Annotated in this window: 21 protein-coding genes and 2 tRNA genes; 9 read left to right on the top strand and 14 right to left on the bottom strand. The window is 59.0% G+C overall.

Annotation, left to right across the window (positions count from 1 at the left end):
- Positions 1-108: 108 nt before the first annotated feature.
- From ptsP to aroA, 4 genes are all read right to left on the bottom strand, one after another.
- Complete coding sequence (gene ptsP, locus GE107_RS01385; protein WP_219637684.1) at positions 109-1,863, bottom strand: phosphoenolpyruvate--protein phosphotransferase; 1,755 nt, start codon at positions 1,861-1,863, stop codon at positions 109-111.
- Positions 1,860-3,752, bottom strand: a complete 1,893-nt coding sequence (locus GE107_RS01390; RefSeq protein ID WP_219637685.1) for a glucose PTS transporter subunit IIA — start codon at positions 3,750-3,752, stop codon at positions 1,860-1,862. The genes ptsP and GE107_RS01390 overlap by 4 nt, the downstream gene beginning before the upstream one ends.
- A gap of 93 nt (positions 3,753-3,845) precedes the next feature.
- On the bottom strand, positions 3,846-4,274 hold the full coding sequence (locus tag GE107_RS01395; protein ID WP_219637686.1) for a CoA-binding protein: 429 nt from the start codon (positions 4,272-4,274) through the stop codon (positions 3,846-3,848).
- 16 nt (positions 4,275-4,290) lie between these two features.
- Positions 4,291-5,586, bottom strand: coding sequence for a 3-phosphoshikimate 1-carboxyvinyltransferase (gene aroA, locus GE107_RS01400; RefSeq protein WP_219637687.1), 1,296 nt, complete (start codon positions 5,584-5,586; stop codon positions 4,291-4,293).
- 146 nt (positions 5,587-5,732) lie between these two features.
- On the opposite strand from aroA, the gene GE107_RS01405 reads away from it, so the two are divergent.
- Together GE107_RS01405 and GE107_RS01410 are read left to right on the top strand one after the other, a co-directional pair.
- Positions 5,733-6,038, top strand: coding sequence for a rhodanese-like domain-containing protein (locus GE107_RS01405; RefSeq protein WP_219637688.1), 306 nt, complete (start codon positions 5,733-5,735; stop codon positions 6,036-6,038).
- A 195-nt stretch (positions 6,039-6,233) separates the two neighbouring features.
- Complete coding sequence (locus GE107_RS01410) at positions 6,234-6,524, top strand: hypothetical protein (RefSeq protein WP_219637689.1); 291 nt, start codon at positions 6,234-6,236, stop codon at positions 6,522-6,524.
- Here GE107_RS01410 and gndA read toward each other — a convergent pair.
- Entirely contained in the window at positions 6,521-7,936 is a 1,416-nt protein-coding gene (gndA, locus tag GE107_RS01415; protein WP_219637690.1) for an NADP-dependent phosphogluconate dehydrogenase, read from the bottom strand. The two genes, GE107_RS01410 and gndA, sit on opposite strands and share 4 nt — an antisense overlap.
- 199 nt (positions 7,937-8,135) lie before the next feature.
- On the opposite strand from gndA, the gene GE107_RS01420 reads away from it, so the two are divergent.
- Positions 8,136-8,669 carry a YceI family protein gene (locus GE107_RS01420; RefSeq protein ID WP_219637691.1) on the top strand — a complete coding sequence of 178 codons (534 nt, stop codon included), beginning with the start codon at positions 8,136-8,138 and terminating at the stop codon, positions 8,667-8,669.
- Positions 8,670-8,753: 84 nt separating this feature from the next.
- On the opposite strand, the gene GE107_RS01425 is transcribed toward GE107_RS01420, so the two are convergent.
- Entirely contained in the window at positions 8,754-9,350 is a 597-nt protein-coding gene (locus tag GE107_RS01425) for a hypothetical protein (protein WP_219637692.1), read from the bottom strand.
- A gap of 172 nt (positions 9,351-9,522) precedes the next feature.
- Between GE107_RS01425 and GE107_RS01430 the strand changes: the two genes are divergently transcribed.
- Positions 9,523-10,161 carry a DUF1054 domain-containing protein gene (locus tag GE107_RS01430; protein WP_255570082.1) on the top strand — a complete coding sequence of 213 codons (639 nt, stop codon included), beginning with the start codon at positions 9,523-9,525 and terminating at the stop codon, positions 10,159-10,161.
- A 3-nt stretch (positions 10,162-10,164) separates the two neighbouring features.
- Here the strand turns inward: GE107_RS01430 and GE107_RS01435 are convergent, their stop codons facing one another.
- The 3 genes from GE107_RS01435 to GE107_RS01445 all read right to left on the bottom strand — a co-directional run bounded on the left by GE107_RS01435 (position 10,165) and on the right by GE107_RS01445 (position 15,406).
- Complete coding sequence (locus GE107_RS01435) at positions 10,165-10,737, bottom strand: nitroreductase family protein (RefSeq protein ID WP_219637694.1); 573 nt, start codon at positions 10,735-10,737, stop codon at positions 10,165-10,167.
- A 138-nt stretch (positions 10,738-10,875) separates the two neighbouring features.
- On the bottom strand, positions 10,876-13,887 hold the full coding sequence (locus tag GE107_RS01440; RefSeq protein ID WP_219637695.1) for an efflux RND transporter permease subunit: 3,012 nt from the start codon (positions 13,885-13,887) through the stop codon (positions 10,876-10,878).
- Between the two features lie 340 nt (positions 13,888-14,227).
- Entirely contained in the window at positions 14,228-15,406 is a 1,179-nt protein-coding gene (locus GE107_RS01445) for an MFS transporter (protein WP_219637696.1), read from the bottom strand.
- Positions 15,407-15,605: 199 nt separating this feature from the next.
- Here GE107_RS01445 and GE107_RS01450 point away from each other — a divergent pair, with 199 nt between their 5' ends.
- A complete protein-coding gene (locus GE107_RS01450) occupies positions 15,606-17,075 on the top strand; it encodes an aminotransferase class I/II-fold pyridoxal phosphate-dependent enzyme (RefSeq protein ID WP_219637697.1) in 1,470 nt (489 codons plus the stop codon).
- 121 nt (positions 17,076-17,196) lie between these two features.
- A complete protein-coding gene (locus tag GE107_RS01455) occupies positions 17,197-17,616 on the top strand; it encodes a DUF1885 family protein (RefSeq protein WP_219637698.1) in 420 nt (139 codons plus the stop codon).
- A gap of 10 nt (positions 17,617-17,626) precedes the next feature.
- On the opposite strand, the gene GE107_RS01460 is transcribed toward GE107_RS01455, so the two are convergent.
- The 4 genes from GE107_RS01460 to GE107_RS01475 all read right to left on the bottom strand — a co-directional run bounded on the left by GE107_RS01460 (position 17,627) and on the right by GE107_RS01475 (position 19,490).
- Positions 17,627-17,920 carry a DUF3055 domain-containing protein gene (locus GE107_RS01460; RefSeq protein WP_255570085.1) on the bottom strand — a complete coding sequence of 98 codons (294 nt, stop codon included), beginning with the start codon at positions 17,918-17,920 and terminating at the stop codon, positions 17,627-17,629.
- Between the two features lie 260 nt (positions 17,921-18,180).
- Positions 18,181-18,486: a DUF1292 domain-containing protein gene (locus GE107_RS01465; protein WP_219637699.1), complete on the bottom strand. Its 306-nt coding sequence runs from the start codon at positions 18,484-18,486 to the stop codon at positions 18,181-18,183.
- Positions 18,487-18,605: 119 nt separating this feature from the next.
- Positions 18,606-19,181: a copper amine oxidase N-terminal domain-containing protein gene (locus GE107_RS01470; RefSeq protein WP_219637700.1), complete on the bottom strand. Its 576-nt coding sequence runs from the start codon at positions 19,179-19,181 to the stop codon at positions 18,606-18,608.
- Positions 19,182-19,292: 111 nt separating this feature from the next.
- Entirely contained in the window at positions 19,293-19,490 is a 198-nt protein-coding gene (locus GE107_RS01475; protein ID WP_219637701.1) for a hypothetical protein, read from the bottom strand.
- 200 nt (positions 19,491-19,690) lie between these two features.
- On the opposite strand from GE107_RS01475, the gene GE107_RS01480 reads away from it, so the two are divergent.
- The gene (locus GE107_RS01480; RefSeq protein ID WP_255570086.1) at positions 19,691-20,437 is read left to right on the top strand and encodes an MBL fold metallo-hydrolase; all 747 of its coding nucleotides are present in this window, start codon (positions 19,691-19,693) and stop codon (positions 20,435-20,437) included.
- 212 nt (positions 20,438-20,649) lie between these two features.
- Here the strand turns inward: GE107_RS01480 and GE107_RS01485 are convergent, their stop codons facing one another.
- Positions 20,650-20,811: a hypothetical protein gene (locus tag GE107_RS01485; RefSeq protein ID WP_219637702.1), complete on the bottom strand. Its 162-nt coding sequence runs from the start codon at positions 20,809-20,811 to the stop codon at positions 20,650-20,652.
- Between the two features lie 138 nt (positions 20,812-20,949).
- Here GE107_RS01485 and GE107_RS01490 point away from each other — a divergent pair.
- Positions 20,950-21,025 (top strand) — tRNA-Val (locus GE107_RS01490).
- Positions 21,026-21,086: 61 nt separating this feature from the next.
- Positions 21,087-21,162: transfer RNA gene (locus GE107_RS01495), tRNA-Val, on the top strand.
- The last annotated feature ends 23 nt before the right edge of the window (positions 21,163-21,185 follow it).

Here is a 21,185-nt window from a genome sequence, read left to right on the forward strand (position 1 = left end):
TTTTGGGCAGATGAGATACGTGTCCCGGGGTGATTCCGAAAAGGATCAAGGATAGCTTCCTTTCGGAATCGCGCGGTCTCTGCGCTCCCTTCGCGGAGGGGTTTCGTTTTATCCCAAGGCGGCATCCTTCGCGATTCGCGAATCCGTCTCCGCGCGGAAACTTTCCGCCATCCTGCGGATGTCCGCCGCGGTGCGGCAGCGCATCATCTCCTCCATCAGCGGCCGGCAGTCCGCCTTCCGGGTGCGGATGAGGCTTTGCTTGACCGGCAGGATGGCTTGCGCGGACAAGCTGAGCTCTTCGATGCCGAGCGCCAGCCAAATCGGGAGCGCACGGATGTCCCCGGCCAGTTCCCCGCATACGCTGACGGGAATGCCGCGTTTCTTGGCCGCTTCCGCGACGCTGGCGAGCATGCGGATGACGGACGGATGGAACGGCTCGTACAAATGGCTGATTTTCTCGTTCATCCGGTCGACCGCCAGCGTGAATTGGATCAGATCGTTCGTTCCGATGCTGAAGAAGGCCGCTTCCTCCGCGAGCAGGTCCGCGATCGCCACCGCCGCCGGCACTTCGATCATGATGCCGGCCGGGATGCCGGAGCGGTGCGGGATACCTTGCTCCTCCAGTTCCCTCCGGGCTTCGTCCAGCACCGCGTTCGCTTCCCTCACCTCTTCTACGGAGGCGATGAGCGGATACATGATTTGAACGTCCCCGAACGCGGCCGCCCTCAGAATGGCCCGCAATTGCGTTTTGAACAAGTCCTTGCGGTCCAGGCTGAACCGGATCGCGCGGTAGCCGAGGAACGGATTGTCCTCCACGGGCATTTCGTAATAGTCGAGCTGCTTGTCGCCCCCGATGTCGAGCGTGCGGATGATCAGAGGTTTCCCTTGCAGCCTCTCCGCAGCCTCCCTGTACACTTCGAATTGCTCCTCTTCCGACGGAAAGTGGTTCCGGTCCATGTACAGGAATTCCGTGCGGAACAGGCCGACCCCTTCCGCCCCCTGATCGAGCGACGCATCCAGCTCTTTGATCGAGCTGATGTTCGCCGCAAGCGTAAGCGGGAACCCGTCCGGCGTCACGGAAGGCACGGAAGCGAGGGAAAGCAGCTGCTCCCGCTGGGCTTGGTACCGCAGCCGCCGTCCCGCGTAGACTTCGATCGTGCCAGGATCCGGATCCACGTAAAGCTGTCCCGTTCCCCCGTCCACGATCAGCAGGTCGCCCGTGCCGATGGGCGTGCCGAGCTTGCCCTCCAGCCCCATGACGAGCGGGATGCCGAAAGCCCTGGCCATGATCGCCGCATGCGAGGTCGGACTGCCGACCATCGTCGCGATGCCGAGCACGAGCTCCGGTCTCAAATGGATCAGCTGGGACGGAGACAGCTCCCGGACGACCAGCACGAACGGCTGGGTGTCCTCGGGCAGCGCGATCTCCGGAATCCCGAGCAAATGCTTGAGCAGCCGGTTTCCGACATCCTTGATGTCGATCGCCCGCTCCTTCATATATTCGTCGTCCAGCAGGTCGAACATGGTGACGAAATGGTCGATCGCTTCCTTGACGGCCACCTCCGCCGCTTTGTACTGCCGCTGGATGATCCCCTGGATTTCGTTCATGAACACCGGATCTTCCAAAATCGCGAGATGGGCGTCGAAGATGCTGATTTCCTGCGCCCCGACGGCTTCGTCCAGCTCCGATTTCATTCGGGCGATTTCGCTTTTGGAACGCCGGACGCCTTCGTACAGCCGCTCGAACTCCTTGGCCAGATCGGCCACGTCGATTTTCTGGTCCGGCAGCTCCCATTCCCAGTGCGGCAGTACGAACGCTTTGCCGATCGCGATTCCGTCCGATGCCCCCAGCGCCTGAATCATGAATGTACCCCCTGGCCCTTTTTTTCTCTTCGATGAACGACTACCGACATAACCGCCGCCTGGCCTTTCTTGACGGTTTTGTACGGAGCGAACCGCCAGGAACGAACGATTTCCGGATTGGTGATGACCATCGGCGTAGCCAATGACTTGGCCCGTTTGCGAAGCGTCGGCAAGTGGAACCTGAGGAGCGGCTGGCCCGGCGTGACGACTTCGCCCTCCTTGGCAAGAGCCGTAAAGCCTTCTCCGCCGAGCAGCGAGGTGTCGATCCCGACGTGGAGCAGCACTTCCAATCCGTCGTCCGTACGCAAGCCGACCGCGTGCCTCGAAGGGTGCACATGGATGATCGTCCCTTTCACCGGCGCCACCAGCTCCCCCTTCTCCGGCAGGAACGCCACGCCGCGGCCGACGAGCTTGCCGGCGAAGATCGGATCGTCCACGTCCTCGAGCGGGATCATGCGGCCCTGCACCGGGGCATGGAACTGCACCTGCTGCACGTCCTGCTGCATAAGCTTCTGGATCTCTTCCCGGATCAGCTCCGAATACGTCCCGAACACGACCTGGACGTGTCCGCCGCCTAGACGGATGACGCCGGCGGCGCCCAAGTGCCGAAGGGCCTGGACGTCGACTCTCCGGTCGTCTTCGAGCGTAAGCCGGAGGCGGGTGATGCAAGCCTCGATCCGCTGAATGTTCTCCTTCGCTCCGAGGGCTTGCAGGATCAAGGGAGCCCGGTACGGTACATCCCCCGCCCAATCGTCCAGCCGCGTCGCGTCCTCGCGTCCCGGAGTCGTGAGCTGGAAGCGGCGGATGCTCCAGCGGAACAGAACATAATAGACGACGCCCACCGCGAGTCCGAGCGGGATGAGCATCCAGCCGCGGGTCGAGAGCGGAAGGTTGATCAGATACTCCAGCGCCCCGGCCGAGAAGCTGAAGCCGTGGCGGATGCCAAGCTCGTACGTCAGCCACATGACGCCGCCCGACAGCACCGCGTGCACCAGGAACAAATAAGGAGCGACGAACAGGAAAGCGAATTCGACGGGCTCGGTCACGCCCGTGAGAAAACAGCCTAAGGCGGCGATCCGGAATTGCTTGGCGATTTTGGGCTTCAAATCTTCCCGGGCCTCGTGGATGATGGCGAACGCCACGGCCGGAAGCGCGAACATGATCGTCGGGTACAACCCCGCCATATAAGCCCCGGCTTCGGGGTCACCTGCGAAATACCTCGTCAGATCGCCGAAATATACGGCGCCCTCGGCATCCTTATATTGGCCGACCTGAAACCAGAAGACGTGATTGAGCAGATGATGGAGACCGAACGCCACCAGAATCCGATGCAGGAACCCGTACAGGAAAATACCGAAGCCGCCTGCCGATTCCACCAGCGTGCCCGCCGACGAGGCGAGGCCCGCGAGGCTTTCCCCGATGCTGATCATCAGCCAGGCGAACAGCAGGGAAAAACCGCTCATGAAGAGAGGCACGAACCGCGATCCGCCGAAAAACTGCAAAAACTCCGGCAGCACGAACGATTTGAACCGGTCATGCGCCCAGCCCGACACGATCCCGATCACGGCGCCGGCGAACATCGACGGCTGGACGCCGTCCGGATCGTAAGCGTGGGTAATCGCGGTGAAAATGAACATGCCCGACAGTGCGGCGATCCCCGCGGCGGCTGTCTGGTTGGACAAGCCGAGCGCGATGCCGACGGCGAACACGTGGGGCGTATATTGGAACATCACGAGTCCCGCGGCATGAAGCAGTTCCGGCACATGCGGCCACCCGAGCGCTTCCCAGGGCAATCTCGCGAGCATGAGAAATATGGCGGCGGCGGGCAGCACCGTCATCGGCAGCATCATGGCCCGTCCAAGCCGTTGGAGATAGCCCACACCGTACATTCGGCGCATCCCCCTCCTCTTTCTCGATGGTAAGCGCAGTCCTCCGGTTTGTCAAAGAAAAAACCGGGCATTCGCCCGGTTCGGCGGCCCGGCTTACGCCTTGCCGCGAGGAAGCAAGATCGAATCCTCCACCTTGATGCAGCGGTCCATGACGACGTTCATCCCGGCTTCCCGCGCGATTTCCGCCGCTTCATCGTTTGCGATGCCGAGCTGCAGCCACAGCGTTTTGGCTTTGACTTGGGCGGCTTCCTTCGCGATGGGCGGCGTATGCTCCGGGCGGCGGAACACGTTCACGATGTCGATGGGAACCGGCACGTCGGCCAACGAAGCGTATGCCTTCTCCCCGAGGATCGTGTCCGCGTTCGGATTGACCGGAATGATTTTGTAGCCTTTGGCCTGCATCGCTTCGGACACCATGTGCGACACCTTGGACGGGTCGTCCGACAGCCCGACGACCGCAATCGTCTCCGTTTCCTGCAGAATGCGCTTGATCTCTTCCCGGGACGGATTTTCGAATGCCATGGAATTCCTCTCTCCTCTACTGTACCCACTCCACCTGAGCGCCGAGCGCCTTCAGGTGATCGAAATACTGCGGATAGGATTTGGCGACGTGGTGCGCGTCGCGGATCCGGATCGGCTTGGCCGCGCGGAGGCCGACGACCGTCAGGGCCATAATGACCCGGTGGTCGAAATGCGCGTCGATCTCCACGCCGCCTTCGACGCCTTCCGGCCGTCCGTGGACGATGATTTCGTCCCGTTTCTCCTCGACGTTCGCCCCCGCCTTGCGAAGCTCGGCCAAATAGTCGGTGATCCGGTCGCATTCCTTGTAACGCAAGTTCTCTACATTATAGAATCTGGAGGTTCCTTCGGCAAACACGCTGGCCGCCACCATCGCGAGGACCCCGTCGGTGAATTCGTCCCCGTCGAACTCCCCGGCCGTCAGCCGGCCGTTGCCCTGCACGTGGACGACCCCGTCCTTGTGCGTGAGCGGGACGTTCATGGCGCGCAGCACGTCCACGACGGCGCGTTCCCCCTGCTTGCTGTCTTCGGTCAATCGGTGCAGCCTGACGTCCGAACGGGTGACCGCCGCCGCCGCAAGCACCGCGGCGGATCCGGGGTAGTCCCCTTGCACGACATAGGTTTGCGCGCGGTACTTCTGCCGGCCAGGCACGCGGTAATGCATCAAATCTTCTGAGGCTTCGACGACGATGCCCGCCTGGGACAGCACCTCCAGGGTTTGTCCGACGACGACTTTCGACTTGAGGTCGTGGAGCACTTCGATCTCGCTGTCCTCGTCCAGCAGAGGCGTCAGGAACAGCAAGGAGCTCAGGAATTGCGAGCTGACGCTCCCCGATACTTGGATTTTGCCGCCCCGCGGGTTCCCGCCCTTGACCGTAATCGGAAGCTTGCCGCCGTTATGCTCGATTTCCACGCCCATGCTCTGCAGCGCCTCCAGGAGGTCGTCGTGCGGGCGTTTGCCGAGCGATTGAGGGTACGCGTTCACGAACGTCACTTCTTCCGGAAGCAGCGAGGCGATCGAAAGGATAAACCGAAGCACCGCGCCCGCGTTTCCGACGTTCAGCTCCTTGACCGGTTTCGGATGGCGCCCGAAGCCCGTGATCACGATCTTCTCGTCGTCCTCCTCCACGGCCGCCCCGAGATCGCGTATGCAGCGCCGCATCGCTTCGCCGTCCTCGCTGTGCGCCGGATACAGGATCGTGCTTGTCCCTTCCGCCAGAGCCGCCACCAGCAAGTACCGGGTCGTATAGTTTTTGGACGAGAGCGCCTGGATGTCCCCTTGCAGCTTGCTCGTCGGCGTTACGATCATATCCATGTTGTGCGAAACACTCCTTATCCGATGTAGGCAATTCGATGCTCTGCCACTGCCTCGCGCCATGTGCATCAAGCGCGGGCCCATTTGACAGCGCGGCACGCGGTTTCTTATGATGATACCAAATCGAAGCGAAAGGGCGAATCCAGATGAATCCGCATGAAACGATAACGGTGGAAGAGCTTAAAGCCAGGCTGGACGCCGGGGAGAAACCCCTCATCATCGACGTCCGGGAGCCGGAGGAAGTCGCCTACGGCATGATCCCCGGGGCCGTCCACCTGCCGATGGGCCAAATCCCGCAAAGGCTGGACGATATCCCGCGCGAGGGCGAAGTCATTTTCGTCTGCCGAAGCGGCCACCGCAGCGGTCAAGTATGCGACTATTTGAACATGCTGGGTTACGAGAAGCCCGTCAACATGATCGGCGGCATGCTCGCCTGGTCCCAATTGCCGTAAGGCCGCGGAGCGAAAGCTCCGCTTTTTTTGTCGAATTGCCCGGGAACTGTACTATGTACCCCGCTTCGCCGGCTTCCCGAGATGGACGCCCACCTGCTCTATCATAGCATATCACCCGCGGGGCAGGTATAAAACCGCTTCTTTTTCCGTAAGTTTGGTAGTGAGGTTCAAGACGTTACCCTGCAGGTGATGCGATTGACGACGATGGGCAAGCCGGGCGCACCAGACGGTCCGCTAAAAAGGCTCCTGGATCCTTCCCAGCCGCTGTACAGGGAAGACGTCCTGTGGGCGCTTCACCATATCAAAAGAAAAGCGGCCGATGGAGCGCCCGAGTGGTCGGGGCTCGATCGGCCGCAGCTGCTGGAGTATTTCGCCTGTTTCGCGGAGATGGCGCTTCTCCTGCTCAACCGGCAACTCCCCGGCCAGCCGGAAACCGCCTGCTTCCGCAAGATGCTGAAGGAGTTGCTGGCGGGAGAACGCGCTTAGTTCCGGATCCACTCGTGGTGGAAGGTGCCTTCCTTGTCCACCCGTTTGAACGTGTGCGCGCCGAAATAATCGCGCTGCGCTTGCAGCAGGTTGGCCGGCAGACGCTCCGAACGGTAGCTGTCGTAGTATGCGAGAGCGCTCGAGAACGAAGGCACCGGAATGCCGTATCGGACCGCGGCGGCCACGACTTCGCGCCAGGCGTCCTGGTAGCTTTCGACGACGCCCTTGAAGTACTCGTCCAGCAGCAGGTTGCGCAGGCCGGGGTCGCGGTCGTATGCGTCCTTGATGTTCTGAAGGAAACGAGCCCGGATGATGCAGCCTCCGCGGAAGATCATCGCGATGTCGCCGTAGCGCAGGTTCCAATTGTACTCCTCGGAAGCCGCGCGCATTTGGGCGAAGCCTTGCGCGTACGAGCAGATCTTGCTGGCGAACAGCGCTTTGCGGATGCTCTCGATGAAGGCCGCCTTGTCGCCTTGGAACGGCTGCGTCTTGGGTCCGTTCAGCACTTTGCTGGCCGCGGCGCGCTCTTCCTTGATGGCGGACAGGAAGCGGGCGAATACCGATTCCGTGATGATGGACAGAGGCACGCCCAAATCCAGCGCGCTTTGGCTCGTCCATTTGCCCGTGCCCTTCTGGCCGGCGGCGTCGAGGATGACGTCGACCATCGGCTTGCCGGTTTCCGGATCCTTCTGCGAGAAAATGTCCGCGGTGATCTCGATGAGATAGCTGTCGAGCTCGCCCTTGTTCCATTCGGTGAAAATGGCGTGAAGCTCGTCCGTCGAGAGGCCGAGCACGTCCTTGAGCAGTTGGTAGGCTTCGCAGATGAGCTGCATGTCGCCGTATTCGATGCCGTTATGCACCATCTTGACGTAATGGCCGGCGCCGTCCGGACCGATGTACGTGCAGCACGGATCGCCGTTCACTTTGGCGGAGATGCCCGTCAGGATCGGCTCGACGAGCCGGTAAGCTTCCTCCGGTCCGCCCGGCATGATGGACGGCCCTTTGAGCGCGCCCTCTTCGCCGCCGGAAACGCCGGTTCCGATGAAGTGGAAGCCTTTCTCCGTCAATTCTTTGCTGCGCCGCTGCGTATCCGGGAAGTAGGCGTTGCCGCCGTCGATGATGATATCGCCCTTGTCCAGATGGGGGAGGAGCGATTCGATCGTCGCGTCGGTCCCGGCTCCCGCCTGGACCATGATCAGGATTTTGCGGGGTTTCTCCAGGGCGTTCACGAACTCTTCGACGGAGAACGTGCCGACGAGGTTTTTCCCCTTGCCGTCCGTGGCCAGCAGGTCGTTCGTTTTGTCCGGCGACCGGTTGTACACCGCCACGGTGAATCCGCGGCTCTCGATGTTCAGCGCCAGGTTGCGTCCCATGACGGCCATGCCGACGACGCCGATGTTTGCTTTGGTCATCTTCTTCCATCCTTACCTTCCGAATTTACAACAGTTCTTATTGTACTCTTTTTGCGGGAAGATGAAAACCATACTTTGACTGTAAACCCTTATGTCTAACGCTTGGCGCGGGCGGGCAAGCCGCTTATAAATTTTACTTGCTTTTTTATAGTTAAGTATTTTATAGTATGTACTAGATATTATTAAGGAGGAATACATAATGGCTTCTTACCAATGGAACTTGGACAAATCCCACAGCAACATCACGTTCAGCGTCCGCCACATGATGATCGCGAACGTGCGCGGCAGCTTCGCCGATTTCGACGCCACCGTCACCGCGGATCCGGCGGACCCGACGACGGCCCAGGCGACCGTTACGATCGACGTGAACAGCATCGACACCAAGGACGCCGGACGCGACGGCCACCTCAAATCGCCCGACTTCTTTGGCGTCGAGCAGCATCCGAACATGACCTTCAAAGTGACGCAAATCAAGTCCAAAGGCGGCGAAGATTACGACATTACCGGCGACCTCACGATCGCCGGCGCCACGAAGTCCATCACCCTCACCGGCGAAATCTCCGGTCCCGCCAAGGATCCGTGGGGCAACGAAAAAATCGCCGTATCGGCAAGCGGCTCCCTGTCCCGCTCCGAATTCGGGCTGTCCTGGAACGCGGTCCTCGAAACCGGCGGCGTGCTCGTCAGCGACACGATCAAGCTGAACGTCGAGCTGCAATTCGCGAAAGCGGCGTAAACCCGCGACGGAGCAAAAAAGCATCCTACCCGCAAACGGCGGGAGGATGCTTTTGTTCATTTTCGGATGGACCGGGTCTTCTTCCTACATCTCCAATTGCAGCATTTCGGTTCTCATCCCTCTGAGCTTCTGCTTGGAGGCTTCCGCCTCCTCGGTTCTGCCCTGGCGGAGGGCTTCGTGCAGCACGGCCAATTCGTAATCGATTTCATAGCGGAGGACGGCTGCGCGCTGTTCCGCCCGATTCGACTTGAACGCCTGTATCATGTCTTCCACCGTGACTTGGGGTTTCTTCTGATAAATGATCCGATGTTCCATGCCCGACACCTCCACCAAACGGATAATTTCCCCGAACATGATGTTCTCGATCAGCACTTGCCGGTCGCGAAACCGCTTGACGATCGCGTGGCCCTTGGAGTCGCCAATCAGCTTCTCCATCCATTGCGACAACCGCGCATCCTTGACGACGTAGTCACCCACCATCTTGTACCGGCCATGGAAACGCTGGAACCGGAGCTTGAGCAGCCGCCGGCCCGTCCGGACGGAAACGAGGAACTGCTGGTCGCTTTCGTTCCAATAAAGCGAGTAGCCTTGCTGGATCAATTCCCGGATCAGATTCTGGACCTGCCGGCGGTCGAAACGGACTTCCAGATTGCAGTATTCCACTTCGTGACTGCGATTCACGGCCACCCACCTCCTGCGGATTCCGCACGACTCGAGTTTGACCGAATGTTCTGAAAATTCGTTTCTTATCTTTATCTTATACTCCATCTTATGTTATGGCAACTTGGTTTCTTGACTATTTTCCCTTATCATGGATGGAGTGTTTGAGACTTTTCCGCCAGAGGTGACCCCATTGAACAGCATAACGTTTCCCGGCTTCGGACAAGCCGACTTCGAGGCGATGCGGGCCGAAGGGCTCGAAGGCCGGATGAATGCGATCATCGGCACGGTGCGGCCGAAACTTGAGGCGGCAGGCAGAGATCTCGCCCCCGTTCTCTCCCGGCTAAGCGGAGAAACGATGACGCCGCATGTGGCCAAGCATGCCCGTCGTTCCGTCAACCCGCCGGCGGACACTTGGGTGGCATGGTCGCGCAACCCCCGCGGCTACAAGATGCATCCCCATTTTCAGGTCGGCATCTGGCCAACGCACGTGTTCGTTCAGTTCGCCATTATTTACGAATGCCCGGACAAGGGAATTTTCGCGGAAAACGCCCTGCGGGAAATGGCGTCCGTCCGGCAAACCGTACCCGGCTTCTTCGTCTGGTCCAAGGACCACATGGTTCCCGAAGGGACGAGGCACGACGGGCTGACGGACGACGAGCTGGCCGAATGGTTGCGCCGCTTGAAGACCGTCAAGGCGGCCGAAATCACCTGCGGGATCCATCTCCTGCGGGACGATCCGGTGCTGGCAAGCGGCGGCAAGTTCCTGCGCAAAGCGGAAGAAACGTTCCAAACGCTGCTTCCGTTGTACCGCATGGCTGGCGGCGTTTAATGCTCAATCTTCCAGCCAGACCGTTTTCCCGGCCCCCGGCGTGCGCCGCCCTTCCGGCGCTTCCATGCCGGGATATCCGACGTAGATCAAGCCCGCGACCTCGTCGAGGTCCTCGAGCCCGAGGGCCCGTTTCATCTCCGGGCGGTACGCCGGATCGCCCGTGCGCCATACGGCGCCGAGTCCGTTCGCGTGCGCCGCGAGCAGCAGATTTTGCACCGCGGCGTGCACGGCGGCGCGTTCTTCGTTCAGCACCGCTTTGGGCGAATCGGAAGGGGAACAGACGGCCGCGATGACGACCGGCGCCCGGAACGCTTTGGCTTCCTCTTTCCGGGCGCGTTCTTGTCTCTCCTCTTCGCTCAGCTCCCCCCACGACTCCGAGGCGATTTCCGCATAAGCCCGACCCAGTCGCCGACGGCCTTCGCCGGTCATCACGACGAACCTCCACGGCTCCGTTCGATGATGGTTCGGCGCCCAAACCGCCGCTTCGATGATGCGCTCCACGAGCCGACGCGGAACCGGGTCCTCCTTCACCTTGCCGATGCTCCTGCGGGAGCGGATTGCTTCTTCCACGTTCATGCGGCCTCTTCCTTCCTCTGCAATCGACGTTGTCCCCCAAAGGTTACCAAATTTTCCCGACCGCCCACAACCCGCTAGTATCCATACCGGCTGCCAAGACAAGGGAGCCCCCTCGGGAGCTCCCCATTCTTCATGGAATTAAGCGGCAACTTTGTGTCCTGCGGCGGCGCGGCGCTGGCGCGCCGATTTGCGGAAGAACAGCAATTCGTAGATGCACGGGACAACGACGAGCGTAAGCAAGGTCGAGGTGATCAGTCCTCCGATGACGACGATGGCCAAACTTTGCGAGACGATGCTTCCGCTCTCCGACGAACCGAATACGAGCGGCAGCATCGCGCAGATGGTCGCGGTCGCCGTCATCAGGATCGGCCGCATCCTCGTGCCTGCGGCTTCCAGGAGCGCTTCGCGGATCGTCATCGTTTCTTCGTTGCGGCGCACGCGGTCCATCAGCACGATCGCGTTCGTGACGACAATGCCGATCAGCATGACGACCCCGAAGATCGCCGTGAAATCGGGGGAGATCCCCGTCATCAGAAGGCCGAGCACGGCGCCGATCGCCACGAAAGGAATCGAGCACAGAACGGCGATGGAAGCGCGGATCCTCTTGTACGTGAACACCAGGATCAGGAACACGATGCCGATCGAAACGAGGGCCATCGTGAACAGGCTCATGATGTCGCCCATCTGGTCGGCAGATGCTCCTCCGACGTTCAGCTTGACGCCCGCGGGCGGCGTGATTTTCTTCATGGCGTCCGCAATTTCCGATCCCACGATGGACAACTGGGACGGCTCTACCGTCGCGGTAATCCGAACATAGCTCTTTCCGTCTTTGTGGAAGAACTTCGTCGGCTTCTCGGCCTTCCCCCATCTGGCTACGCTCGTTACCGGCTTCGGCCCCTGTTCCGTCATGACCGTCAGGCCGGACAGATCGTCTTCCGATTTCGGATTCAGCACAGGCTCCAGCACGACCGGCAGCGATTGCCCGTTCACGTTCAGCGCGCCGATCGGCACCGGGTTCAGCATGCCTTGCAGCTGCTGCGCGATGTCGCCGGCTTTGGCCAGGGTCGGATCCACTTCGAGCGTATAGACGGTTTTCTTTTCTTCCTGGTTGCTTTGCACTTTGAGGACGTCTTTGATCGGCTTGATCGCGGCCATGGCCTGCTCGGCCGTTGCCGTGATGTCCTCCAGGCTGTCGCCCGTGACGTCAACGAACACTTGCGTCGAGCTGCCGTCGCCGAACAGATTGCCCTTGCCCGCGTTCAGGCTGGCATCCGGGAAATTTTTGCGTTCCGCTTGGACGGCCTCGATCACTTTCTCGGCGTCAGCGCCTTTTTTCATGCCCAGCGTATACGTGACCAGCGTCGGGGAGGTGACCGAGCCCCATTGGGCTGCGTCCGCGCTGTTCCCCATGCTCATGCTGACCCATTCCTGGCCTTCCTGTTTCAGCAGGAACGCTTCCAGCTTTTTGCCGTTTTCCAGAACCTGATCGGCCGGCGTATCCGGCTTGTATTCCAGCGTAACGGTAAGATTCTCGGCGTTGGACGAATCGATCGCGCCCTTGGGCATGGAGAAATACGTGGCCACCGATCCGATGAGCAGCAAGACGGCGACCGCGATCGGGATCCATTTGAACCTCAAATTCCAATTCAGGAACGCTTTAAAACGTTTCGCCGGTTCATGATCTTTGATGTTGGCCTTCTTGAGCACCCCGGAACTCATCAGAGGCACCACCGTTAACGCGACCAAGAGAGACGCGAGCAACGAATACGTAATCGTTAACGCGAAGGGCAGCAAGAACGATTGCAGCGAGCCCTTAAGCAATCCGATCGGCAGGAAAATGGCCACGGTACACAAGGTGGAAACGGTTATGGCCGTGGAAACCTCCCGGGTAGCGTCGATGACGAGCTCCACCGAGAACTTTTCCTTCTGCAGCCGGCGGAAAATGTTCTCGATGACGACGATGCTGTCGTCCACGAGACGCCCGACCGCGACCGCGACGCCGCCGAGGGTGAGAATGTTCAGCGTAACGCCGGACAGGTCCAGCAAATAGAGCGTGAGCGCCAGCGACAACGGAATCGACACGATCGTGACCAGCGTTGCCCGGATATCGCGCATGAACAGGAGAATGACGACCGTGGCGAACAGCGCGCCCATGAGCACCTCGCGCATCATGCTGTTGACCGAATGGACCACTTGGTCCGAAGTGCTCATGATGACGCTCAGGTTGATGTCCTTGTTTTCTTCCCTCAGCTTCTCTACCGCATTCTTGACGCCGTCTCCGACGCTTACCGCATTGGAGTTGGCCGCCTTGGACACGACGAGCATGAGCGCCGGTTTGCCGTTGAAATCGTTGATGCTTTCCGCTTCGGGCACGATCTTCACGTCGGCCACGTCACTAAGCGGGACTCCGCTGGCCACGGGAAGCTTCTTAAGCGCTTCGATATCGTTCAAATCGGCGGAAACGTTGAGGTTCACTGTCGTGCCGTCAATCGATTTCTCGCCGATGGAGGCGGAAGCGTCCCGGCCTTGCAGCACGCCGTAAAGCGCCTGCAAAGGAACGCCTTTGGCCGCCAGCTTGCCCATATCCGGTGTGACGCCGACTTTGGCCTTCGATTTGCCGGACAGCTGCACGCTGCCGACCCCGTCGATCGAATGGAATGCATCGACGACGCGCTGTTCCAGCTTCTCTTTGTCGGCGTCGCTCAAGCCGTCGTTCGCGAACGTCATCGTGACGAACGAGATCGGAATCATCGAGGTGTTGAACTGGACAACGTAAGGCTGGGACACGCGTTCCGGCAGCTTTACGGCGTTCACCGCACGCTCGACTTCGTTTTTCGCTTCCTTCATGTCCGTGTTCGAATCGAAGTTCAGGTTCACTTGGGCGAAACCGTCGCCCGACGTGGAGAACACGTTCGTTTTCCCTTTGATGCCGGCCACCGCTTGCTCGAGCGGATTCGTGACCGACCTCTCCATCGTCGAAGCGTCGTAACCCGGGCCGATGGCGGTGACGGTCACTTGCGGATTGTCCGCCTCCGGCAGAAATTCCATGGGCAGCTTCAGATAACTGAAGACCCCCATGCCCAATACCATGACGATCAGGATGATCATCGCGGACTTGTTCTTGAAAGCTCCTTGGATAAACGGCTTCAATTCGGTTTTCTCCTTCCAATCTCTCGGTTTCTTTCCTTTACTATTACCAGCTTAACGGAACCTTCCGTCCTCCGAACAACGGCCGCAGACCGGATTTGAACCTGGACCTGAGGCGGGGACGGAATCCTGCCGAAGTCCGCGCTGCCGGTCCTCCATCCAAAATATCAGATTGACGCTGCGTTAAGGCAACGTGCCTAACAAGAAAAATAGCCCCGCATTGTGAACGGAAGATGAACCATCGATAAAGAAATTCCGAAAACGAAAAAACGCCGCTCCGCTAAGGAACGACGTTTTCCCTCTTCCATCCGGAAGGGGCGTTAAGGTTCAATCGGAATGGACGTTAAGCGGCGTTGGCCGCTTCCCGGCGGTCCAGGCTGCGGAACTGGGCCAGCAGCGCCAGACCCGCGATCGACAAGATGCCGGACACGACGAACGGCAGCCAGGAAGTGATGCCGAGCAAAGCGGAACCGAGCAAGGGGCCGATGATCCGGCCGAGGCTGTCCATCGACGAGCTGAGACCGGAGGCGGTCCCTTGATCGACCGTCGTCTTCTGCGTGATCAAGGAGGTTACGCAAGGGCGCAGCAGCGCGTTGCCGATTCCGAACACGCAGAGGTAGAACGTCGCCGCGATCCAGTTGCCGGCCGTGAGCAGAAGGAAGAAACCCGCCGCAGAGAAAAGCAGTCCGATGGCGATATAACGTCCCTCCTGCCCTTTCTTCACTCGCCGCCGAACGATGCCTCCCTGAACGAGGGCGCCGATCAAGCCGCAGAAAAAGAACATGTAGCCGACCTTTAGCGGCGTGACGTCGAATCGTTCCATCCCGTACAGCTGCAAGGTCGCTTCCAGGATGGCCAGGGAGAAGGTCACGAAAAACGCGAGCGAATACAAATATTTCAGCGGCCCCCGGAAAGCCGTCCAACGGGATACCCGTTTCCGGAGTCTGGCGGCTTCGCGCTTCTCCGGGGTGAGCGACTCTTCCAGCTTCGTCCACGCCGCGATAAAGGTAAGGAAAGAGAGAACGGCCGCCGCGAAAAACGGGGTATGATGCGACACTTTGCTAAGCAGGCCCCCGAACAGGGGGCCGAACGTGAAGCCCATGCCGATGCTCATGCCGACGACCGCCATTCCCTTGGTGCGCTGCTCGTCGGTCGTGACATCCGCCACGTAAGCCACGATGCAAGCCGTTACCGCGCCGGAGAACAAACCGCCCAGCACGCGCGAAGCGTACATCAGCAAGAGGCTGTCCCCGGAAAGGCCGAACAAGAGGAAGCTGACGGAGAAGCCTAGCACTCCGATCATGATGACCGGGCGGCGGCCGATTCGCTCCGACAAGCCTCCCCACACCGGAGCGAGCAGAAACGACATGAGCGAGTAGAGCGTCAGCATAAGTCCCGTATGCCAATTCGCCGCATCGGGACTGACGTCCGTCACCAGTTGGGGAAGAACGGGTATAATGATGCCGAAGCCGATAAAAACCGTGAACAACATCAAACCGACGATGACCAATTTGCTTTTCACAACGTTTTCTCTCCTCATGCCCGATGGATATGAAAACAACCTCGATAACCCAAATGGTAGCACAGTCGGCCCGGTTGTTCCAAACGGAACCGTTGACGTTTTTGTTACAACTTGACTTGCGGTTGATTTCCCCCCCGAATTTGCTATACTCTTGCTTGTTCGACATCGACTTAGCTGGACGGAAAGGCAGGGAGCCGCTGTGGACCATACCCGCACCCCTTTATTCGACGCGCTTCGCCTTCATGCGGAGCGGAAACCGGTACAATTCCATATTCCCGGCCATAAAGGCGGGGCAGGCATGGATCCGGAATTCCGGACGTTCATCGGAGACAACGCGCTCTCCATCGACCTGATCAACATCGCCCCGTTGGACGACTTGCACCAGCCGACGGGCGTCATCCTGGAAGCCCAAAAGCTGGCTGCCGACGCTTTCGGCGCGGACGCCACTTTCTTCTCCATACAAGGAACGAGTACCGCCATCATGACCATGATCATGTCCGTATGCGGCAACGGCGACAAAATCATCGTCCCCCGCAACGTCCATAAATCGATCCTGTCCGCCATCATTTTCGCCGGTGCCAGACCCGTATTCCTCTCCCCCGTCCGTGACCGCAATCTCGGCATCGACCATGGGGTCACGACGAGGTCCGTCCGGCGCGCCCTGGAACGGCATCCGGACGCTGCCGCGCTCCTGGTCATCAATCCGACCTATTTCGGCGTATGCACCAACCTGAAAGAAATCGTCGATCTGGCCCACGAATACGACATTCCCGTACTCGTCGACGAAGCGCACGGCGCCTTGATCCACTTCTCCGACGAGCTGCCGCTGTCCGCCATGCAGGCGGGCGCCGACATGGCGGCAACCAGCGTCCATAAGCTGGGCGGCTCGATGACCCAGAGTTCGGTGCTCAACGTGCGGACGGGACTCGTCAACATCCAGAGGGTTCAGACGATCCTGAGCCTGCTCACCACGACGTCGACTTCATACCCGTTGCTCGCTTCGCTCGACGCCGCGAGGCGCCAGCTTGCTCTCCACGGCAGAGAGCTGGCCGAACGGGCCGTGCGTCTCGCCAAGGCGGCCCGGGCGGCGATCAACGACATTCCCGGGCTGCATTGCTTCGGCGAGGAAATCCTGGGCGAAGAAGCCACCTTCGACTACGATCCGACGAAGCTGACGATTCACGTCCGCCATCTCGGCATTACGGGCTACGACGCCGAAAATTGGCTGCGCGACCGCTACCGGATCGAGGTCGAGCTGAGCGATATGTACAACATCCTCTGCCTCGTTACCCCGGGCGACGACGGGGAAGCGCTGCAGCTGCTCGTCGAAGCCCTGAAAGCGATGGCTTCCGAGCTCCAGAACGCGGCGGAAATCCGGGAGATCGCCGTCGAGATCCCGGATATTCCCCACCTTTCCCTGACGCCGCGCGACGCGTTCTACGGCGAAACGGAATTGGTGCCGTTCCGCGAATCCGCCGGGCGGATCATCGCCGAGTTCATCTACGTGTATCCGCCCGGCATCCCGATTCTGCTGCCGGGTGAAGTCATCTCGCAGGAGAACATCGACTACATCGTCGACCACATCGAAGTGGGACTGCCGGTCAAAGGTCCGGAAGATCGGACGATCACGAACGTCAAAGTCATCGTCGAAGAAACGGCCATCTCCTGACCGTTGCCCTCGAACGCAGAAGGTCCGCTCCCGTTGCCCGGGAGACGGACCTTCTGCGGCTATCGGCGGTCATTGCCAGAGGAAATCGAAAATGCTATCATGGGCGTGGAGGTGGCGTCCGATGAGTCAAAGCGCTTACATATCTCTCGTGCAAGGATCCGCGATGCAAGAAATCACGCTGGACGGCGTCAAGGAACAGCTTCGGCAGTACCGCGAGCAGACGGAGCAGACCGGTCGCCAGCTGGGATGGGATTACGCCGGCGCCGCGTTTCCGTACAGCGTGGAGCAGAAGCCGGAAGCCCGGGATCTCTGGTTTTATTTGAAGGGCACGAATCCGCTGTACCGCAACATCGTCATCGGAACAGGCATAAGGGAGACCGAAAACGGCAGCGTCTCTTACATCCAGGTCGTCCTCCCGGACGGATCCACGCACGGAGATAAAGCGAAAGCGAACGAATTGTGCAAATGGATCGGAAAACGCCTGCAGGCGGAAGTAAAAATGTTCAACGGCCGGACCTTGTACTTCAACCCTCGCAAATAACGAATCAGGATCAGTACTGCTCGAGCGATTCGATCGTCGGAAGCCGCTGCCCCAGGAGCGTTCGGAGCTCGTCGACAGCCCTGGGGTCGCCGACGAGGAATCGGTCGCGGAGAACCTCCGCATCCTTCAGGTCGTCGGCGCACATGGGCGCCGAACGCCCCGTCTGCATGCAGACGACCAGCGGCTTGCCGAAGAAATGGTGCGTATAGACAATGGCAAAATCGAAACGGCTTTCCTCGGAAACGCATCCGACAAAGTTAACGCTCGACGACTCCGTCACATCGTAAAGGTTCTCCAACATCATCCTTTCCCTCCCTGGAGTAAATTATCAGAATATTTTATTTATTTTAACATTCCGATTTTGTCCACGGCAAGACGGTATCCGCCTATTCTTCGGCAGCAAGTAAAGCGGCTGTGCCGTCCTTTTCCGACGGATAGACGTTTTATCGAGATCAATGAGAAATGCATAGCAGATATTTACAAATTCTGAAGGATAAAAAAATGGCTGCATTCCCCTTCACGGGGCATGCAACCATTTTTCGTCCGTTTCGCGAGCGCTCCGAACTACTCGTTCGGCTGCTCCTCTTCTTTAGACGCCAGCTCTTCATATACTTTCATGACGCGTTCCCATTCTTCGTCGTCCTCGATATTGACGAGCACCTCGTCCTCGCCTTCTTCCTCGATGCGGAAAATGACGCCCTCATCCTCCGGATCGTTGCGATCGAGCAGAACGGCATAGGCGCGGTCGCCGGTTTCGAACGTGTAGACGAGCACCATCTCGTGTTCGTTGCCGTCTTCGTCGGTTACGACAAACACCGCTTCTTCGTCGTGGTCGTGGTTGCAGTTCTCGTCATGGACATGATCGCTCATGGCGAACCTCCGTTCAATCGGTTAAAATTGGGTTTCCCACGTATCGTATCATGTCCCCCTACCCGGGTCAAACGAAGGCCCCTCGGATCGGACGGAGATGAGGGGCCGGAGAACGCGGATTATTTGGAGGCGATGACCTTCTCGGATACGACTTGCATGGACGAATCCCCGTTCATTTTCATCCAGAAACGGATCAAATATTGACCTTTGGAGGTGAAATCGTACGAAATCTCCTTGGTTTTGAACCAGAAATCCTCCTTGCCGCTCGGGAAATCCTTATCGCCCGAATCGCGCCCGTCGATCAAGGTTTCGTCGCCGTAAGGGTCGGTAATCGTCACCTTGAAAGCGGAGATGTCCGTTTTCAAACTGTCGATCTGGGCGAATACTAAGAACTGCGTGCGACCGCTCGTCACGGATCCGAACGTGGCGTTATCCTTCATCGTGATCATATGCACGTTCGGCTTGAAAATGGTCACTTTCTTCTCGTCATTGTCCCAGGACACCATCGCTTGCAGCGATTTGGCGAAAGCTCCGACTGCCAGGTAGGCTTTGTTATCGACCATGATGCCCGCATCGCTGGCTTCCTTCCTGTCGATGAATACCTTGAGCTTCTGGGTGACGGTATCCGCGAAAACGGCCGATCCGAACGCTAGCGTCAGCGCCGCGGTTAAAATGACGATTTTCCGAACCTTCATAACTGCAACCTCCGTCGTCTCTCGCTTCATGCCTGTATATGGTTATACCGCCGAGCGCGCGGAAAGTTGCGCGAAAACGCATCCGTTTTGAAGAAAAAAGAACCTCCGCCGTCATTTCTTGCCGGGCAGCGTTAGAACGCAGGGAACCCCTGTCCCGACGGCGCCCGGTTGCTTCAAGCGCTCCAAATAGGCCAGGCCTCTGGCGCACGGCGTCCGGCACACCGCGCATACGTCCGACGTCACGATTTTCATCTGCGGCTGTACGCGGCCTTCCGGCGCCGATTTTTTCTTCTTTGCGGCTTTGGACATGTGCTGTCACTCCCAGGCGAAATCACGGTTATCGTCGTGACAGCATATGACGGCCATGAGCCGAAAGTTCCAACAACCGGCGTTCAGATTTCGTTCAGAAGTCACGCCTATAATACTTTTGCGCTGAGGTAAATTATGGTACATTGTTTAGAGGCTGTCGAATCAAGAAAGAGGTTTTCAGCGAGAACGGAGGTCGCCGTTTGAAACTGCAGATGTTAGGCACCGGCAGTGCTTTCGCCAAAGCTTTCTACAACAACAACGCCTTACTGGAATCAGGCGGCCGCACCTTGCTGGTGGACTGCGGCATTACGGCGCCGAGAGCCCTTCACGAGCTGGGCAAGGGATTCGACGAAATCGACGCGGTTCTCGTCTCGCATATTCATGCCGATCATGTAGGCGGCCTCGAAGAATTCGCTTTCCAGATGAAATTCATTTACCGGCGCAAGCCGGTACTTTACGCGGCCGACGCCTTGATCGGACCTCTGTGGGAGCACTCCCTCCGCGGAGGATTGGAGCAAGACGGCGGACATTCGCTCCACGACTATTTCGAAGTCCGGCCGCTCACGCCGGGTACGCCAGCCGAGCTGCTGCCCGGGTTGAAGGCAGAACTGCTGCTCACTCCCCACATTCCGAACAAACCGAGCTATTCGATTCTGTTCAACGACCATTTCTTCTATACGGCGGATATGACCTTCGACCGCGAACTGCTGGAGCGGCTCGTGAAGGAACGCGGGGTCAAATCCATCTTCCATGACTGTCAGCTCCATCCTCCCGGCGTCGTGCACGCCGATCTCGCCAGGCTGCTGACGCTTCCGGAAGAGCTTCAGCGGATCGTCTATCTCATGCACTACGGGGACGATCAGCCGGAGTTCGTCGGACGTACGGGGCGAATGAGATTCGTCGAGCAGCACCGGACCTATACCATCGAGAACGGTCTGGTGGTGTAGACGGATGGTTTCCGCTATGATGGAGAGGAACCCGATCGAAAGGAAGTATGACTGTTGCTCACGACCTATATCATCTCCGGCATTCTGCTCATCCTGATTACTTGGTTGTGCCTTTGGGTCACCAAGAAAGCCTATTCCAAGAAATGGGACGAAGAAGAATAATCATATACGCTTGTCGACAACGCAGCACCGACCGGTTCGGGCTGCGTTTGTTATTCCTCCCGCTCCTCCTTCCGCTCGTAAACATGCCAGAGGAACCGCCGGTCATATTCCGTCGTATCCCTTTTGACCATTCTGGCGAGGCCCGCCAGCACGGCGCCGATCATCGCGAACAAGGCCGCCAAGCAAAGAACCAGGTATGCCGCATCCTCCATCGTTCGTCCCCCCCGACTGTATACCGTTGCTAGATGGATACGCCGGGCCGTCACGAATCATCCCAGAAAAAAACCGGATTTGCGGTTGACTTCGGTAAAAACAGTTGGTATGATATCAATTGTCTCTGGCGCGGACATGATCTCATAGCTCAGCTGGGAGAGCACCATCTTGACAGGGTGGGGGTCGCAGGTTCGAACCCTGCTGAGATCACCATAACTTCCCCTTTACATGTAGGAAGTAAGCTGCTATAATAGTAACTCGTGATACCTCTAATGATCTCATAGCTCAGCTGGGAGAGCACCATCTTGACAGGGTGGGGGTCGCAGGTTCGAACCCTGCTGAGATCACCATACTTAAGCGATCAGGAAGCCTC

This window comes from Cohnella sp. CFH 77786, from assembly GCF_019400745.1.
Classification (GTDB): Bacteria; Bacillota; Bacilli; order Paenibacillales; family Paenibacillaceae; genus Cohnella.

Coding starts and splice junctions, on each gene's coding strand:
- GE107_RS01390 (WP_219637685.1), bottom strand. CDS start 3,752: ATGTACGGTGTGGGCTATCTCCAACGGCTTGGACGGGCCATGATGCTG.
- GE107_RS01465 (WP_219637699.1), bottom strand. CDS start 18,486: ATGAGCGATCATGTCCATGACGAGAACTGCAACCACGACCACGACGAA.
- GE107_RS01475 (WP_219637701.1), bottom strand. CDS start 19,490: ATGTCCAAAGCCGCAAAGAAGAAAAAATCGGCGCCGGAAGGCCGCGTA.
- GE107_RS01405 (WP_219637688.1), top strand. CDS start 5,733: ATGAATCCGCATGAAACGATAACGGTGGAAGAGCTTAAAGCCAGGCTG.
- ptsP (WP_219637684.1), bottom strand. CDS start 1,863: ATGATTCAGGCGCTGGGGGCATCGGACGGAATCGCGATCGGCAAAGCG.
- aroA (WP_219637687.1), bottom strand. CDS start 5,586: ATGGATATGATCGTAACGCCGACGAGCAAGCTGCAAGGGGACATCCAG.
- GE107_RS01485 (WP_219637702.1), bottom strand. CDS start 20,811: ATGGAGGATGCGGCATACCTGGTTCTTTGCTTGGCGGCCTTGTTCGCG.
- GE107_RS01460 (WP_255570085.1), bottom strand. CDS start 17,920: ATGATGTTGGAGAACCTTTACGATGTGACGGAGTCGTCGAGCGTTAAC.
- GE107_RS01435 (WP_219637694.1), bottom strand. CDS start 10,737: ATGAACGTGGAAGAAGCAATCCGCTCCCGCAGGAGCATCGGCAAGGTG.
- GE107_RS01455 (WP_219637698.1), top strand. CDS start 17,197: ATGAGTCAAAGCGCTTACATATCTCTCGTGCAAGGATCCGCGATGCAA.
- GE107_RS01470 (WP_219637700.1), bottom strand. CDS start 19,181: ATGAAGGTTCGGAAAATCGTCATTTTAACCGCGGCGCTGACGCTAGCG.
- GE107_RS01395 (WP_219637686.1), bottom strand. CDS start 4,274: ATGGCATTCGAAAATCCGTCCCGGGAAGAGATCAAGCGCATTCTGCAG.
- gndA (WP_219637690.1), bottom strand. CDS start 7,936: ATGACCAAAGCAAACATCGGCGTCGTCGGCATGGCCGTCATGGGACGC.
- GE107_RS01420 (WP_219637691.1), top strand. CDS start 8,136: ATGGCTTCTTACCAATGGAACTTGGACAAATCCCACAGCAACATCACG.